General features: G+C 74.7%; 11 protein-coding genes. 7 read left to right on the top strand and 4 right to left on the bottom strand.

Annotation, left to right across the window (positions count from 1 at the left end; all coding sequences use genetic code 11):
- Positions 1 to 76 precede the first annotated feature (76 nt).
- Positions 77 to 1,612: a M1 family metallopeptidase gene (locus FB454_RS16325; protein ID WP_145823150.1), complete on the bottom strand. Its 1,536-nt coding sequence runs from the start codon at positions 1,610 to 1,612 to the stop codon at positions 77 to 79.
- 197 nt (positions 1,613 to 1,809) lie between these two features.
- Between FB454_RS16325 and FB454_RS16320 the strand changes: the two genes are divergently transcribed.
- Both FB454_RS16320 and FB454_RS16315 read left to right on the top strand, forming a co-directional pair.
- Positions 1,810 to 2,595, top strand: coding sequence for an SGNH/GDSL hydrolase family protein (locus FB454_RS16320; RefSeq protein ID WP_013287543.1), 786 nt, complete (start codon positions 1,810 to 1,812; stop codon positions 2,593 to 2,595).
- Positions 2,596 to 2,708: 113 nt separating this feature from the next.
- A complete protein-coding gene (locus tag FB454_RS16315; RefSeq protein ID WP_013287542.1) occupies positions 2,709 to 5,387 on the top strand; it encodes a type 1 periplasmic-binding domain-containing protein in 2,679 nt (892 codons plus the stop codon).
- A gap of 175 nt (positions 5,388 to 5,562) precedes the next feature.
- Here FB454_RS16315 and FB454_RS16310 read toward each other — a convergent pair whose 3' ends face one another.
- Entirely contained in the window at positions 5,563 to 7,023 is a 1,461-nt protein-coding gene (locus FB454_RS16310; RefSeq protein ID WP_013287541.1) for an MFS transporter, read from the bottom strand.
- Positions 7,024 to 7,297: 274 nt separating this feature from the next.
- On the opposite strand from FB454_RS16310, the gene FB454_RS16305 reads away from it, so the two are divergent.
- Positions 7,298 to 7,879, top strand: a complete 582-nt coding sequence (locus FB454_RS16305) for a TetR/AcrR family transcriptional regulator (protein WP_030271987.1) — start codon at positions 7,298 to 7,300, stop codon at positions 7,877 to 7,879.
- 271 nt (positions 7,880 to 8,150) lie between these two features.
- On the opposite strand, the gene FB454_RS16300 is transcribed toward FB454_RS16305, so the two are convergent.
- A complete protein-coding gene (locus tag FB454_RS16300; protein ID WP_145823149.1) occupies positions 8,151 to 9,563 on the bottom strand; it encodes an alkaline phosphatase PhoX in 1,413 nt (470 codons plus the stop codon).
- A 183-nt stretch (positions 9,564 to 9,746) separates the two neighbouring features.
- Here FB454_RS16300 and FB454_RS16295 point away from each other — a divergent pair, with 183 nt between their 5' ends.
- From FB454_RS16295 to FB454_RS16280, 4 genes are all read left to right on the top strand, one after another.
- Complete coding sequence (locus FB454_RS16295; protein WP_145823148.1) at positions 9,747 to 12,263, top strand: FtsK/SpoIIIE domain-containing protein; 2,517 nt, start codon at positions 9,747 to 9,749, stop codon at positions 12,261 to 12,263.
- On the top strand, positions 12,260 to 13,039 hold the full coding sequence (locus FB454_RS16290) for a hypothetical protein (RefSeq protein WP_145823147.1): 780 nt from the start codon (positions 12,260 to 12,262) through the stop codon (positions 13,037 to 13,039). The genes FB454_RS16295 and FB454_RS16290 overlap by 4 nt, the downstream gene beginning before the upstream one ends.
- 151 nt (positions 13,040 to 13,190) lie before the next feature.
- The gene (locus FB454_RS16285) at positions 13,191 to 13,454 is read left to right on the top strand and encodes a DUF6244 family protein (RefSeq protein ID WP_013287536.1); all 264 of its coding nucleotides are present in this window, start codon (positions 13,191 to 13,193) and stop codon (positions 13,452 to 13,454) included.
- A 167-nt stretch (positions 13,455 to 13,621) separates the two neighbouring features.
- A complete protein-coding gene (locus FB454_RS16280) occupies positions 13,622 to 14,425 on the top strand; it encodes a lipase family alpha/beta hydrolase (RefSeq protein ID WP_145823146.1) in 804 nt (267 codons plus the stop codon).
- 81 nt (positions 14,426 to 14,506) lie between these two features.
- On the opposite strand, the gene FB454_RS16275 is transcribed toward FB454_RS16280, so the two are convergent.
- Positions 14,507 to 16,099, bottom strand: a complete 1,593-nt coding sequence (locus tag FB454_RS16275; protein WP_145823145.1) for a GMC family oxidoreductase N-terminal domain-containing protein — start codon at positions 16,097 to 16,099, stop codon at positions 14,507 to 14,509.
- Positions 16,100 to 16,134: the final 35 nt, after the last annotated feature.

The raw sequence follows: 16,134 nt of genomic DNA, 5'->3' as shown, positions 1-16,134 counted from the left end.
GAGGAGGGGGCCCTTCTTAACATCCCCCGCCGCGCGGCGCGCTGTCCGCGGACGACGCGCAGCGCGGCGGCGGATGTCAGCGGCCGAGCAGGTCGTGCGCGGCCCGGATCTTCGCCCACGAGGCCGGCTGCGCCGGTGCGGCTGTCGTCCGCGCGGCGGTCGCCACGTCGGGCCGGCCGGAGGTGAACAGCCAGGTGGTGAACACCGCGTCGAGATCCCGTCCGGAGATCCGCTCGGCGAGCGCCTGGAACTGCGCGACGGTGCCGTTGCCGTACTGCCGCTTGGCCGTCCAGGTGCGCAGGATGCGGAAGAACGCGGCGTCGCCCACGGCGAGCCGGATCTGGTGCAGCGCCATCGCGCCGCGGTCGTAGACGGCGGCGTCGAAGATCCCGCTCGGCCCCGGGTCGCCGGGGCGCACCTGCCAGAACTCGGAGTCGGCCGGGTAGCTGTCGTAGGTGAAGTCGAACAGCTCCTGCGCGGTGCCCTCGCCCTGCTCCTCCGACCAGAGCCACTCGGCGTACGAGGCGAAGCCCTCGTTGAGCCAGATGTGCCGCCAGTCGGCCACCGACACCGAGTCGCCGAACCACTGGTGGGCGTTCTCGTGCACCACCACGTACGTGTTGGCGCCGCGCCGCCAGAAGCCGGGGCCGTAGACCGGGCGGGTCTGCGTCTCCAGGGCGAACCCGATGCCGTCGACCGGCCCGGCCACGCCGCCCTGCGCCTCGAACGGGTACGGGCCGAACAGCCCGCTCTCCCAGTCGACGATCTCGGCGGTGCGTTCGATGCTGGCCCGCGCGGCGGGCAGGCGCTCGCCCAGCGTGGTGCTGTACGCGTTCACCACCGGCTGCCCGTTCGGCGCGGTGTCGGTGACGATGTCGTACTGCCCGATGGCCAGGAACGCCTGGTACGTGGCGCCGGGCTTGACGCTGCGCCAGCTCCACCGGGTGCGGTTGCCGGCCTCGGGCAGCGGGTCGCGCGGCTGCACGCCGTTGCTGATCACCTCGACGCCGGTCGGCACCGACACCGAGACGTCCCAGGTGGCCTTGTCCTTCGGGTGGTCGTTGCTCGGGTACCACCACCAGGCCGACTCGGGCTCGTTGACGGCGAGCGCCCCGTCGGCGGTACGCGTCCACGCCGTGTAGCCGTAGACGGTGGTCTGCGACGGCACGCCGGCGTACCTCACCACGACGGTGAGCTGCTGGCCCTTCGTCAGCAGCCGGGCCGGAGTGATCACCAGCTCGTGGTCGCCGGCCCGGGCGAACCCGGCGACCCACCCGTTCACCCGCACCGACTCGACGTCGAGGGCGAAGTCCAGGTTGAACCGGGACAGGTCCTTCGTGGCGGTGGCGAGGATCGTGGTGGTGCCGCTGAGCCGGTCGGTGGCCGGCTCGTAGCGCAGCCGTATGTCGTAGTGGCCGACGTCGTAGCCGCCGTTGCCGTAGTCGGGGAAGTAGCTGTCGCCCAGCCCGGGGCTGCCCGGCGTCGGGGTGGCCGCCGCGGGTCGCGGCCGGCCCCAGCCGGTGGGGGCGGCCTGGCCGGGGGCACCGGTCACTGTGGTGCCGGCTGCGGTGAGGGTCAGGGCGGCGATGGCCGCCGTGAGTGCGCGTCGCACGGTGGGACTCCCTCCGTCGGGTGTCGTCACCGTCAAACTAAATCGACACATGTGAACGTATCTGTCCTTCCGGCCGATCGGGGCTATTCAATTTCGACGAATGTTTCGATAGCATTACCGACCAGTAACAGCACCGATCCCTCGGCCACGCGCGCGGTCAACGGGCTCCACCACCCCTGCCCCGTGGAGGCTCTGCCATGCCCCGTCGCGTCCGTACCGTGTTCGCCGCCCTCCTGGCGGCCGTACTCGGCGCCGTGCTCCTGCCCGGCGCCGCCCGGGCGGCCACCGTCAACTACGTCGCCCTCGGCGACTCCTACTCCTCCGGGGTCGGCGCCGGCCCGTACGACCTGTCCACCTGCCTGCGCAGCCAGAAGTCGTACGCCCCGCTCTGGGCGGCCGCCCATTCGGTCACCAGCTTCAAGTTCCCGGCCTGCGGAGGCGCGGTCACCGCCGACGTGCTGGCCAACCAGGTCGGCCAGCTCAGCAGTAGCACCACGCTGGTCACCATCACCATCGGCGGCAACGACGCGGGCTTCGCCGACGTGATGACCAGTTGCCGCTTCGGCAGCACGTCCAGTTGCGAGAGCGCGGTGAACGAGTCGAAGGCGTTCGCCACCGCCACGCTGCCCGCCCGGCTCGACGCCACGTACACCGCGATCCGCAACCGGGCCCCGAACGCCCGGCTGGTGGTGCTCGGCTACCCGCGGCTGTTCGAGACCGGCTCCTGTGGACTGCTCGCCATGAGCAGCTACAAGCGCACCATCCTCAACCAGGCCGCCGACACGCTCAACGGCGTCATCTCCGGCCGGGCGGCCGCGGCCGGGGGAACCTTCGTCGACGCGCGGCCGTTCTTCGCCGGGCACGGCGTGTGCGCCGCCGAGCCGTGGATCCGCGACGTCAGCGGCGTCATCGAGGCGTACCACCCGAACGCGAACGGCTACCGCTACGGCTACCTGGCCGCGCTGACCGCCGCCATCGGCTGATCCGCACGCGAGGAGGCCCCGCTCGACACCCGTCCGTCGAGCGGGGCCCCGCCGTGCCGGGTTGCATCGAACGTCGACAATGGTGCGACACCGCATGCGACCCGGAGGTGACCATGCGTGAACCGGCGACCCGGCCGCGGCCGGTCCGCGAGCAACTCCCGGCCGGTGGCCCGGAACTGCTCACCCTGCTGGCCCGGCTGCTGCGGCGTCCACGCCGCGGCGACCGCCGGCTCCCGCTGCTCTGGCTGGTCCGGCCCACCGGGGACGGCGCGGTCGCGGCCCTGCTACGGCGTTTCGCGGCGCGCCGGGCCGGGCGCCGGGTGCCGCACGTAGTGCTGGACCTGACCGGCCGCCCGGCCGGCGACGACGTCGCAGCCGTGCTGCGCGAACTGCACCGGCAACTCTCAGTGGAGGCGTTCGGCGCGCCCCGGCTGCGGTTCCGGCACTACCCGCTGGCCGACTGGCTGATGCACCAGACGCTCGCCGTGGACCTGGACGCCGCCGACAGCGGCCGGGCCGCGCTGGTCCGCCGGCTGCGGGACTGGCGGGGACGGCGGACCGGTGACGACCCCCAGGTCGGCGGCGACTCCGGCCTCGGCGCCGCGCTGCATCTGCTGCTCTGGCTGCTGTGGCGGGCCGTGCCCGGCGTCGTGTTCCGGATCGCCGTCTCCGGCCGGGTGCCGCTCGTCGGACGGCAGTACCGCTGGTTCATGCGCCAGCAGTACCTGGCGCCCCGGCAGTCGGTGACGTTCCTCGGCTTCGCCGAGCGGCTCACCGCCGGCTGGCGCGACGGCGAACACCCGGCCCAGGTGGAGAAGCTGCTGCTGCACGCGTTCCTGGAGGACCTGCGCCTGGCGTACCGGCGGCGGTTCTGGCGGCCCGGGGACTGGCGCCGCACCGCCTATCCGGTGCTGGTGCTCGACGGCGCGCGGCCGGACAACGTCGGGCACACGCTGGTCCGGCTCGTCGACGAGGTGCGCAACGAGACCGGCCGCAACGACCCGCTGCTCGTCGTCGCGGTCGCCGCCGACCCGCCGCCGGAACCGGCCGCTTCCCGGCCGCTGGCCGAGGCCGAGGAGGCGTACGAGGAGTGGGCCGAGGCGCTGCCGGAGAACCGCCGGCTGCGTCGCTCCGGCGCCTGGCTGATGCTGCTGGAGGCGGACGACCGGGACGTCGACGCGCCGGTGGGAGGCGTCCCGCCGGCCCTTGTCGCACCCGACCCGCCCTGGTGGGCGCGGCGGTTCCTGCCCGCCGCGGTGGCCCTGGCGCTCGTCGCCGGGCTGGGCGTGTGGGCGCACGGGCGGTGGGCGCCTGACTGCCGCCCCTGGCCCACCGATCGGGTCACCGTCCGGCTCGTCGGCGGCGAGTGCGTCGGCTACAGCGACACCGCCGGGCAGGTCTTCAACAGCGAACCCGGGCAGGACCGGCTGCGCGCCGTGCAGCGGCGCATCTTCGCCCAGAACCGGGCCGCCGAGGAGGTGTGGCGGCGCAGCGAGCACCGCCGCCCCTACCTGACGCTTGTCTACCTGGGCAGCCTCACCGGCAACCGGACCCGCGCGGACGAGGAGTCCTACGTCTCCGAGCGGGAGGAACTGGAGGGCATGGCCACCGCCCAGTACGCCCTGCTCCAGGAGTCGGCGGCGGCGGACGACGCGGCGCTGCTGCACATCGTGGTGGCGAACGCCGGGCGGCAGATGCGGCACGCCGACGACGCGGTGCGGATGCTGGAAGGGCTGGCCCGCGACGACCCCACAGTGCTCGGCGTGGTCGGGCTGGTGGACAGCCGCACCAGCACGGCGGCGGCGCTGCGCGAACTCAACCGGGTCGGCCTGCCGGTGCTCGCCCCCACGCTGTCGGCCGACCGGATGGACGCCAACTCCAGCCTCTACCTGGCCATGTCGGCGCCGAACCGGGACCAGGCCCGGATGGTCGAGGCGTACGCCCGGCAGGTGCTGCGGGTGGGGGAGGCGCACGTCTACTGGACCACCGGCGAGGGCAGCTCGCTCACCGACGACCTGTACGTCGCCACCCTCGTCGACGGCCTGCGGGAACGCTTCGGCGACCGGATCACCCGGCTCGACGAGTGGCGCAGCGGGCGGCGGCTCACCCAGGAGTGCGGCTACCCGGGGATGCTCTTCTTCGCCGGCCGCTGGTCGGAGTTCGACGGGTTCATGCGCGCGCTCAAGGAGTGCGGCGCGAACCCGCCCCGGCACCTGGTCGCCGACGACTCGGTGAACCGCTACATGGCCAACCCGGGGCTGCGCGCCAGCGCGCCGGGCAACCTGCCGGTCACGTACGTGTCGAAGGCCGCGCTGGCCACCTGCGCGTCGCTGCGGTCCGCGCAGGCCGGGCGCGACGACGCCCGGGGCAGTTTCCTCACCTGGATCGGCGCGGACGGCCTGCTCGACCCGCCCCGATGCCGCGCCGGGACCGGCCCGCCGGTCGGCGAGCGGGTCAGCCTGGCCTACGACGCCACCATGATGACGGTACGCGCGCTGGAGAGCCTCGCCGCCCGCCTGCGCCACGCCGACACCGGCCGCCGCTGGGAGCCCCGCTCGGTCAACCCGGTCGGGGTGCACGCCGAGGTGCTGCGGCAGAACGCCGCCGGCGGCTACCCGGGGGTCAGCGGCCTCATCCGGTACGCCCCGGACTCAGGCGAACCGGTGGCGAAGCGGCTGGCGCTGCTCACCGTGGCGAAGGTGCCCGACGTGGACGCCGCCCCGGTCGAGGTGTTCCACTGCGGCGTGGCCGACACCGGCCCCGACCCCGGCTGCCGCGTCGCACCACGCTAGTGCGCAGCCGCCATTCGTGATCATGGTTGGGGTTCGAGGTCGCCGTGCTGGGCAGCCAGGGAGGCAAGGATCATTTCTCGCGCCGCTCGGACCGTAGCCGCGAAGGCGGCCGGCACCGCGGAGCCCCGCCCGGCACGCGCCGGGCGGGGCTCTCGTCTGCTCGTACCCCTTGAGGTCAGCGGGCCGGGACCAGCTCCGCGGCCGGCACCGGCGCCAGGTCCGGCACCGCCGGCCCGATCCGCCGCCGGGGCCACCGGCGGCGACCGGAGGGTACGGCGAGCGCGGCCAGCGCCGCGGCCACCGAGATGCCGGTGAGCAGCAGGAAGCCCGCCGTGAAACCGGCCTCCCGGGGCAGCCCGCTCGGCTGCGGATTCGCGGTGATCACGGCACTGGCGAGCGCCGCGCCGATCGCGCCGCCGATGGTACGGATGTTGGCGTTCATGCCGGTCGCCGCGCCGGTCTGCCCGGCCGGCACGTTCGCCACGATCAGGTTGGCCATCGAGGCGAACGCCAGCCCGATGCCGAGGCCCACCAGACCGCCGGCGATCCCGACCTGCCAGCGGGTGTCGTGCGCGACGGTCAGCATGGCGGCGGCCGCCACGTTGAACACCGCGCCGGTGCTCAGCTGCGCCTTGGCGCTGAACCGGGACTGCAGCCGTCCGGCCAGCAGGCCGGCCACGAACATGCCGACGAGCATCGGCAGCATCAGCAGCCCGGCCTGGGTGACGCTGGCGCCGAAGCCGTAGCCGGCGCTGGTCGGGATCTGCGCGAACTGCGGCAGGAACGCGTAGACGGCGAACATCGAGGCGCCGTAGAGCAGCCCGACGAGGTTCGTGGTCCAGACCGCGGGCAGGCGCATCATCCGCAGGTCGATCAGCGGGTTCGCGGCCCGGGCCTCGGTCGCCAGCCAGGCGGCCGCGAGCGCCGCGGCCAGCGCCAGCAGTCCGACCACCCGGCCGGAGCCCCAACCCCACGCGGCGCCCTTGCTGACCGGCAGCAGCAGCGCCACCAGCCAGCCGGACAGGAGTACGGCGCTGAGCCAGTTGATCCGGCCCGGGGTGCGTACCGGCGAGCGCGGCACGAACCGGTGCGCGGCGAGCGCGGTCAGCCCGACCACCACCAGCGGGATCCAGAACAGCCACCGGTAGCCCAGGGTGGCCACGATCGGCCCGGCCAGCACCACGCCCAGCCCGCCGCCGACTGCCACGACCGCGGAGATCGAGGCCACCGCCGAGCTGACCCGGGCGGCCGGGAACTCGTCGCGGATGATGCCGAACGAGAGCGGGAAGACGGCGCCGCCGATGCCCTGCACCACGCGGGCGGCGATCAGCACGCCGATGCTGGGGGCGACGGCTGCCAGCAGGCAGCCCAGCGCGAGCGCGGCGAGCGAGAAGACGAGCGTCTTCTCCTTGCCGACCATGTCGCCGATGCGGCCGACGATCGGCGTGAAGACGGACGCGGAGAGCAGGTACGCGGTGAGCACCCAGGTCACCGTGTTGGGCGAGGTGTGCAGGTCGTGCTGGATGGTGGGCAGCACCGGCGTGATCAGCGACTGGAGCATCGCGAAGAATCCGGTGCCGGCGGCCAGCACGAGGAAGGTGAGTCGGCGCGAGCCGCGCCCTGATGAGTGGATCATGTGGGAGAACTCCCCGTTGTCGGTACGAGACTGGCGGCCGCTCGCGCAGTCGTGCGGCGGTGGCGGCCGGGTCGTGCGGGCGCTCAGCGGTCGGCGGGCATGGTGGGACCTCCCGGGTCCGTGTCGTGGCGCGAGGATCGCGTGGCCGGAGGGCGGCCGGAAGTCCGGAGTAAGCTATCCGGAGGGGTGGCTCCGGTCAGTAACCGGAGGCTTGCCTCCATTAACCTAGCGGAGGGGTGCCTCCGGTTGCAAGGCGGAAGGGGTGACGCGCCTCATGGCTGACGCCGACGTGTCCGGCGAGGTCTTCGCGCGCCGCCCCAAGCGGGCCGACGCCCGCCGCAACTACGACGCGCTGATCGCCGCCGCCCGCGAGGTCTTCGGCGAGCACGGCGCGGGCGCGTCGCTGGAGGAGATCGCCCGCCGGGCGGGCGTGGGCATCGGCACGCTCTACCGCAACTTCCCGCAGCGGCGGGACCTCTTCGAGGCGGTCTACGTCGAGGAGGTGCGCGCGCTCAGCGCCTCCGCCGCCGACCTGGCCGACGAGCCCCCGTGGGACGCCCTGGTCGGCTGGCTGCACCGGTTCGTCGCCTACGTGGCCACCAAGCGGGCGCTGGCCGAGGAGCTGGTGCACGACTCCGAGGTGTTCCGCAGCTGCCGCACCGAGATCTACGCGACCGGCGAGCCGCTGCTGCGCCGCGCCCAGGCCGCCGGGGAAGCTCGGCCGGACGCCGGCTTCGACGACGTGATCCGGCTGATCAGCGGCCTCGCCGCGTACCAGTTCCCGGACCCGGCCCAGCGGGACCGCGTCCTGGCCATCGCGCTGGACGGCCTGCGCCCGCCGGCGGGCATGAATTGATACGTCCGGCCGTTTGTTGACGTGACGCATCAAGGGCTGCTCTGTGCGGGAGGAAGGGGCGGGTGCGGCCGGGTTCAGCCGACCCCGCCGTACTCCGCGATCGCCGAGAGCGTCGCGCGGACAACCGTCGGCGCGGTCCAGTGCGCCGATCTTGCACTTTCGGGCGGCGAAATGCGGCTCATGCACCCATTCTTCGGGGCCGCAGGTGCAAGATCGCCGAGGAGAGGCGGATCGGCCGGCGGCTCCCGCCCGGGAACCGCCGGCCACCCGCTCAGCGGTGCCCGTTACCAGGCCGCCCCCACGGTCCGGTGATCGCGAACACGTACCCCGGCGACTGGATGTTGGCGAACAGCGTCTTCCCGTCCGCGCTGAACGTCGGCCCGGTGAACTCGCTGTCGTTCAGTTCGTTGCGGGCCAGCGGATACGCCTTGCCCTGCTCGGTGACGCCGACCAGGTGCGACACGCCCTCGCCGTCCTCGGCCAGGATCACCCCGCCGTACGGCGACACGGTGATGTTGTCCGGCCCGTCGTAGTTGCCGGTGTCGGCCTCCGGGTCGGTGTTCACCCCGAAGATGGTCTTCAGCGTCACGGTCTGGCGGCGCGGGTCGTAGAACCACACCTGCCCGTCGTGCTCGTTGGCGCTGCCGTCGTCGTGTCGGGCGTAGCTGGCCACGAAGTACGCGCCGCCGTCGCCCCACCAGGCGCCCTCCAGCTTGCGGCTGCGGGTCACCTCGGCGTCGGTGAACTGCTTGCGTACCGACACGGTCCGGGCGTCGCGGTCCGGCACCTCGACCCACTCCACCCGGTAGCGGGTGCCGGGCGTGGTGGCCTCGGACAGGTCGGCCACGTGGTCGTCGCCGCGCAGGCAGCGCATCGCCGCGAGGCTGCCCGCGGTGCCGCCGTCGGGCCGCTGGGCGAGCGCCCGCAGCGCGCCCTTGCCGGCCCGGAAGCCGGGCGGCGGCGTCCACCGGAAGTACAGGCCGTTGGGCCCGCTCGCGTCCTCGGTCAGGTAGATCGAATGGGTGTACGGGTCGACGGCCACCGCCTCGTGGGAGTACCGCCCGAGGAACGTCAGCGGCACCGGGTCGGTGTTGGCGGACCGGTCGTGCGGGTCGACCTCGAAGACGTACCCGTGGTCCTTCAGGAACCGCCCGCCGGCCCGCTGCTCGGTCTCCTCGCAGGTCAGCCACGTGCCCCACGGGGTGATGCCACCGGCGCAGTTGTTGTGAGTGCCGGCCACGCTCACGTACTCGCGCAGCCGCCGCCCGTGCCGGTCCACCTCGATGGTGGTGGTGCCGCCGCGGGCGCCCGGGTCGTAGGTGAGGCCGGGCAGCGCGGGCACCGGGTACGGCTCGTCGCCGCCGATCTCGTGGTTGTTCACCAGCACCGAGCCGTGCGGGCCGCGGAAGCAGCCGGTGCCGTCCGCGTCGCTCGGGGTGGGCTGCCCGGACTCCAGCAGCGTCGCGCCCGCCTGCGCGACGACCGTGTACGAGAAGCCCGGCGGCAGCGCCAGCAGGCCGGCCGGGTCCGGCACCAGGTCGCCGTAGCCGACGGCGGGGCGGCAGGCGGGCCGGGCCGCCGCCGGTCCGGCGATCGCCTCCAGGCTGCCGGCCACCATGATGCCGAGTCCGCCGGCCACGCCGCCGCGCAGCAGGGACCGCCGGGGAAGAGGTGAGGTGGTCACGTCGTCGCCTTCCTGTGCGCACGATTGCCTGGGGGAAGGCAAGCCGGGCCGGGGGAACGGCGTGCGGCGCGCCCGTCCGTAGCCGGGTGAACAGTGGACGAATCCCCGGTGCGGAGCGCCCCGTGCCGGTGCGGCGCGCGTCCGTTAGGGTTCCCTTCGATCGCAAACGTCGGAGGGCGGACGGTGGGCAGACTCGCGGCGGCGTACCGGCAGGCGGTCGATCGGCATCGGCGGGCGGTGCGGCACTGGGAGACGGCCCGGCGGCTGCTGGGCGCCGCGGGCCCGGCGCCGGTGGGCAGTCCCGAGCTGGTCGCGCGGCTGGCCCGCCTCGGCGGTGAGCTGGCCGCCGCGGTGCCCGGCACCGCCCGCGTCGCGACCCACCCCGTTCCGGTACGCCTCGGCGCCGCGACCACTGTCGACGGCGCGTTCCCGGTGCTCGTGCCGGTGGGCGCGGGCGCGCACCTGGCCGTCGACGCGGACGCCCGTGACCCGCGCGTCGGCGAGCTGCTGCGGGCGGTGGTGGTACGGCTGCTGACCGCCGCTCCGGCCGGCGCGATCCGGGTGGCCGGCATCGACCAGGCCGCCTTCGGCGCGGCGTTCCTGCCGTTGCGCCCGCTCCAGGATGCCGGGGTGCTCGCCGCGGCGGCGACCACCGAGGCGGAGACGACGGCCCTGCTCGACCTGGCCGAGCGGCACGCCCGTACCGCCCAGCGGTCCGCGCCGGAGGACCGCGAGCTGCTGGTGGTGGTCGCCGCGTCCGCGCCACCGCCCCGGGAACTGGCCCGGCTGGCCGCGCTCACCCACGCCGGCCCGGCCGCGGCCGTCTGCGTGCTGCTGGCCGGCCACCCACCGGCCGGGCCGAGCGCGGCTCCGCCGCTGGGCGCCACCACCCAGCTGCGCGTCACCGAGCGGTACACGCTCGTCGGTGATCCGCCGGGGCGTCCGTTCAGCACCGACGGCAGCGGGCTGGCCGCTCCGGTGGTGCTCGACGGCGACCCGTCGCACGCCACTGTCACCGCGCTGGCCCGCCGGTACGCCGAGGCCGCCGATCAGGACGGCGTCACGTTCACCGACCTGCTGCCCGCGCAGCGCTGGGCCGGGTCCGCCGCGTCCGGGCTGCGTACCGTGCTCGGCCGGGCCGGCCGCCGTCCGCTGAGCGTGGCGTTCGACGACGCCACCCCGCACTGGCTGATCGGCGGGCGGACCGGTGCCGGCAAGACGGTGCTGCTGCTCGACGTGCTGTACGGGCTGGCCGCCCGCTACTCCCCGGCCGAGCTGCGGCTGATGCTGCTCGACTTCAAGGAGGGCGTCAGCTTCACCGAGTTCGTGCCCACCGACCGCGACCCCACCTGGCTGCCGCACGCCGACGCGGTCGGCATCGAGTCCGACCGCGAGTACGGCGTGGCGGTGCTGCGCGAGCTGCGCGCCGAACTGGGCCGCCGCGCCGACCTGCTGAAGCGGCACGGCGTCAGCCGCCTGGCCGACCTGCCGCCCAACGCCCGGCCGCCCCGGATCGTCACAGTCGTCGACGAGTTCCACGTGCTGTTCGCCGGCAACGACGCGCTGGCCCGGCAGGCCGTCGACCTGATCGAGGAACTGGCCCGCAAGGGCCGCTCGTACGGCCTGCACCTGGTGCTGGCGAGCCAGAGCACCACCGGCATCGAGGCGCTCTACGGCCGGGCCGAGGCGATCTTCGGGCAGTTCCCGCTGCGGATCGCGCTGCCCGGCGGCGACGCCGTGCTGGACCCGCGCAACGACGCCGCACGCGGGCTCACCGTCGGCACCGCAGTGGTGAACACCGGCGCGGGCGCGCCCGGCTCGGACGCCGAGGTGCGGTTCCCGGACGCGCACGCCGCCTCGGCCGACCTCGCGGCGCTGCGCCACGAACTGCACGCGGCCCGCCCGGCCGGGTCACGCCCGCCTGCCGTCTTCCGGGGACACGAGATGCCCCGGCTCACCGACGACCCCGCCTGGGCGGCGCTGACGCCGGGCGCCGACCCGCCGTACGCGCTCGTCGGCCGCGTGGTCGACGTCCCCGGCAGCCCGGCCGGGTTCGCGCTCGACGGCAGCCCGGGCCGGCACCTGGCGGTGGTCGGCACCGCCGCGGTCGGCGCGGACGTGCTCCGGTCGGCGACCCTGTCCCTGGCCCGCCAGCACGCCCCCGGCACCGCCCGGTTCCTGTTCGCGCCGCTGGCACCGGGCACCACCGACGCCGCCGACGACCTGGCCATGACGCTGGCCGCCGCCGGGCATCCGGTCCGGCGCCTCGACGCCGGCGCGCTGCGCGCCCAGCTCGCCGAGGCCGCAGCCGGGGACGCCCCGGCCGCCGGGCGCACCTACCTGGTGGTGTTCGGGATGGACGCCGCCGCCACGACGCTCGCCGCCTCCGACCCGGCGACGTTCCGATCCGGGTACGACGACCTGCGCGCCGTGCTGCGCCAGGGACCGTCGCGCGGGGTGCACGTGCTCGGCTGGTGGCGCGGGCTGCGCCGGCTCGCCGACGACCTCGGCGGCAGCGGTCACCGCGACGACGTGACCGGCCTGGTCGCGCTGAACGTCCCCGCCGCCGACCTGGGCCTGCACCTCGGCGTGCACGACCTGGCGTACGTCCCGCGCGAGGGACGCGCCCTGCTCGTCGACCGGCACGAGCACCGCACCGCGCTGATCGTGCCGTTCGCGGGCGGGAGTGATGTTCCATGAGTGGATTCGACGAGTACGCGGCGCTGCTGCGGGAGCTGTCCACCCGGCAGCGGGGCGGTGAGCGGGAGATCGCCGCCGAGGCGGAGCGCCGCCGCGGCCTCCAGGCCGCCGTCGACTCGGTCGGGCAGCGGCTCGCCGCCCAGGGGCAGCACCTCGACCGGCTCGGGCAGGCGATCGGTGTGCCGATGACCTCGGTCCCGGCGGAGGAGCCGGCACCGGCGATGGTGGCCGGTGGGGGAGCACCAGGTCCCGCGCCCGGACCGGGTGACGGGGTGACCGGCGGCGTAGCCGACGCCCCGGGGCGGCCGGAGGTCGGGGCGTACCCCTCGGGTGGTGTTCCGGCGCCGCGGGCCGGCGATCCGGCGGGGGAGCTGGCGGCGGCGGGGCGGCTCGCCGAGGAGGCCGACGTGTTCGGGCAGCAGGCCGACGTGCTGGCCCGCACGCCGGTGCTGCTGCCCACCTGGTCCGCGCCGGCGCGGGCGGTGGTGGTGTACGCGGGCTGCGCGCTCGCCGGTTCGCTGCTGATGCTGATCGCGATAGTGGGTTCGTCGCTGCCGGTGAGCGGGCTGGACCTGGTGGCGGCGCTGAGCTGCGCGGGCGTGCCGTTGATGTCCTTCGTGGCCGGTCAGGTGGTGCTCGCCCGCTGGGGCCGCCCGGCGGTGGAGGGCGACGCGCCCCCGGCCGGACGGTACGTGCCGCTGGGTTTCGTGATCTGCGCGCTGGTCTCCCCGTCCTTCTTCTGCCTCTATCTCCTCCTGTTCCGCCTCCTCCGCTGACCTCGCCCCTACCGCTCCGTCGATAATGGAGTTGCGGCCCCCGGGGTGCGGCATTGGTGGCTTTTGGACGGGCGGAAACTGCAAGATCGCGAAGGTGGGAGGGCGGGGTGGGGAGGTAGGCTTCCGGGGCGGGTGAGCTGGGGGAGGGCGTGTGAGCGCGGCGGAGATCATCGCCAGGCTGGCGGCGGCGGCACAGAAGCTGGACGAGGCCAAGGCGCGCACCGCCGCTGCCGCGCAGGACGCGGCCGAGGCGCGGGCGCTGGTGGCGGGCGCGCTGGAGGGGGCCACGGCGGGCCCGCTGATCGGGGTCATCGACTCCTACCGGCAGGCGCTGGCGCAGGCCGCGCAGGGCGGGGAACCGGCCCGGCAGCACGTGCAGGAGACCATCGCGAAGGTGCAGGCGCTGGGCAACTGAGCCCGGTCCGGCATGCCGGTTTGTGCTGAGGGCGCGACAAGGGTTACCGCCGCGTAACTTTTCATTGACGTGTGTGAAATCGGACACGCATCATCGTGACCACGATCGATCGGATCCCACCCGTCCCCCCGGGTCCGCCCGGGTGCCTCCCCCCGGAGGTGCAGCCCATGCTGCTTCGAACGATCCTGGCCGCCACCACCGCCGCCACCGTCCTGCTCGTCCCGGCCGCCGCCCAGGCCGCCGCCCCGGAACCCGCCACCCCGTCGAACACGGCCGCCGTCGCCACCGCCGCGCAACGGGCCGCCGCCGCGGCCGCCGACCCGGTGATCGTGGTCGGTGGCCTGAGTGGAATCTCCATCGCGTACGAGCCGATCGCCGCCCGGCTGCGCGCCGACGGCTACCGGGTCTCGATCTTCCAGTTGCCGAACCTCGGTCTCGGCGACATCCGCGAGTCCGCCCGGGCGTTGTCGTCCTACGTGGACCGGGTCCGCGCCACCACCGGCGCGGCCCGCGTCGACCTGGTCGGCCACTCCGAGGGCGGGCTGGTCAGCCGCTGGTACGTCAAGTACCTCGGCGGCGCGGCCACCGTCGACCAGTACGTCAGCCTGGGCAGCCCGCAGTACGGCACCTACGTCGCGAATCTGGTCGCCGTCCTCGGGCTGGGCAGCTGCGCCGGTGTGATCGCCTGCCAGCAGATGACCATCGGGTCGAGCTTCCTCGCCGACCTCAACGCCGGGGACGACACGCCCGGCCCGGTCCGCTGGGCCACCGTGCGCACCTGGCAGGACGAGCTGGTCCGGCCGGTCGACAACGCCGTGCTCGCCGACGGCGCGACGAACATCCTGGTGCAGGCCTGGTGCCCGCTGCGGGTCGTCGGCCACCTCGGGCTGGTGCTGGACGGCACCACGTACACGGCGGTGCGCCAGGTGCTCGCCGGCGCCCCGGTCCAGCCGAACTGCTTCGCGGTCTGAGCCACGTGCCCGGACCCGCCGTCGCGCGGGTCCGGGCACGTCCGGCCGGGCCCCGGTGCAGCGCCGGCCGGGTCCGGGCGGTCAGTCCGCGTCCCGTCCCCTGATCACGTCGGCGGCCCGCCAGGCCAGCGCGGTCACCGGGGCGCTGGTCCAGCCGGCCACCATCACCGGCAGCACCGACGCGTCGACCACCCGCAGCCCGTCCACGCCGCGTACCCGCAACCGCTGGTCGACCACGTGCTCGTCGCCGGTGCCCATCGCGCAGGTGCCGATCGCGTGGTAGCCGCAGTAGCCGCGTGCCACAGCCGCCTCGACGATCTCCGCGTCGGTGGTGGTCGCCGTTCCGGGCACCGTCTCGGCCTGGATGCGCTTCGCGATCGGGCCGGTGCCGAAGAACTCCCGCATCCGGCGGAACAGGTCCACCGCCACCCGCCGGTCGTGCTCCGTGGTGAGGTAGTTCGCCACGATGGCCGGCGGCGTACGCGGGTCCGCGTCGGTGATCGTCAGGCTGCCCTCGCTGTCCGGCCGGGTGACGGTGCCCAGGCACATCAGGCCCGGCTCCCGCTCCAGCTCCAGCGCCTTGCCGGGGCGCGGCGGGGCGGCCGAGAACGGCGCCATCAGCAGGTGCGCGTCCGGGCGATCCAGCTCCGGCCGGGACTTGAGGTGGGCCGCCACGTCCAGCACCGGCAGGGCGAGCGGTCCGCCCCGGGTGAGCAGCCAGCGCAGCGTCGCCCGGGCCTGCCCGAGCGGGCTGCCGATGGTCATGTTGTGGCCGCCGGGTTCGGCGAGGCGGTACTGGAGCACGATCGACCGGTGCTCGCGCAGCCCGGTGCCGACCCGGGGCCGGTCGAGCAGCACCGGCACCCCTGCCGCGCGCAGCGTGTCCGCCGGGCCGATGCCGGAGACCTGCAACAGGTGCGGGGTGGCCAGGGCGCCCGCGGCGAGGATCACCTCACCCGCCGCCCGGTACGTGGTCTCCCCGCCGCCGCGCGCCACCCGTACACCTGTGGCGCGGCCACCCTCGACGAGCACCCGCAGGACGACGGCGCCGACCTCGACGGTCAGGTTGGGCCGGCGCCGCACCGGGTGCAGGAACGCGTCCGCGGCACTGACCCGGCGTCCGGCGCGGATCGTGGCGGTGGGGTAGCCGATCCGCTCGTCGTCGTGGGCGTCCAGGTCGTCGGCGCGGCGCCAGCCCAGCTCGGCGCCGGTCGCCACCATCTCCTCGGCGAGCGGGTCGGTGCCGGTGGCGACGGACAGCCGCACCGGACCGCCGGTGCCCCGGTGCGGCGCGGGCCCGAGCGGGTGGTCCTCCAACTGCGGGAACACCCGCCGCATCGCCGACCAGCCCCAGCCCAGCGGTTCGAGGGCGTCCCAGTCCCGGGCCGCGCCGCGGCTCCAGATCATGCCGTTCACCGACGTGGAGCCGCCGATCATCCGTCCGCGCTGCCAGATCTCCTGGCGGCCCGGCCCGGTGGTGGCCGGGTAGTGCCAGGCGGTGCGCCGGTCGTCCATCAGCCGGGAGAACGCCTTCGGCACCCGCACGTACGGGCTGCGGTCCCAGCCGCCCGCCTCCAGCAGCAGCACCCGCGTCCCCGGATCCTCGGTGAGGCGGTTCGCCAGTACGCACCCCGCCGCGCCGGCCCCCACGATGACGTAGTCGAACTCCTCCACAGCGGACCCCCACTCGCGAGAATCCCTCTGACAGT

Source organism: Micromonospora sp. CNZ297 (genome assembly GCF_007827625.1).
The sequence above is the reverse complement of the archived record's forward strand: the minus strand, read 5'-3'. Positions and strand labels throughout refer to the sequence as shown.

Coding starts and splice junctions, on each gene's coding strand:
- FB454_RS16280 (WP_145823146.1), top strand. CDS start 13,622: ATGCTGCTTCGAACGATCCTGGCCGCCACCACCGCCGCCACCGTCCTG.
- FB454_RS16320 (WP_013287543.1), top strand. CDS start 1,810: ATGCCCCGTCGCGTCCGTACCGTGTTCGCCGCCCTCCTGGCGGCCGTA.
- FB454_RS16305 (WP_030271987.1), top strand. CDS start 7,298: ATGGCTGACGCCGACGTGTCCGGCGAGGTCTTCGCGCGCCGCCCCAAG.
- FB454_RS16290 (WP_145823147.1), top strand. CDS start 12,260: ATGAGTGGATTCGACGAGTACGCGGCGCTGCTGCGGGAGCTGTCCACC.
- FB454_RS16315 (WP_013287542.1), top strand. CDS start 2,709: ATGCGTGAACCGGCGACCCGGCCGCGGCCGGTCCGCGAGCAACTCCCG.
- FB454_RS16310 (WP_013287541.1), bottom strand. CDS start 7,023: ATGATCCACTCATCAGGGCGCGGCTCGCGCCGACTCACCTTCCTCGTG.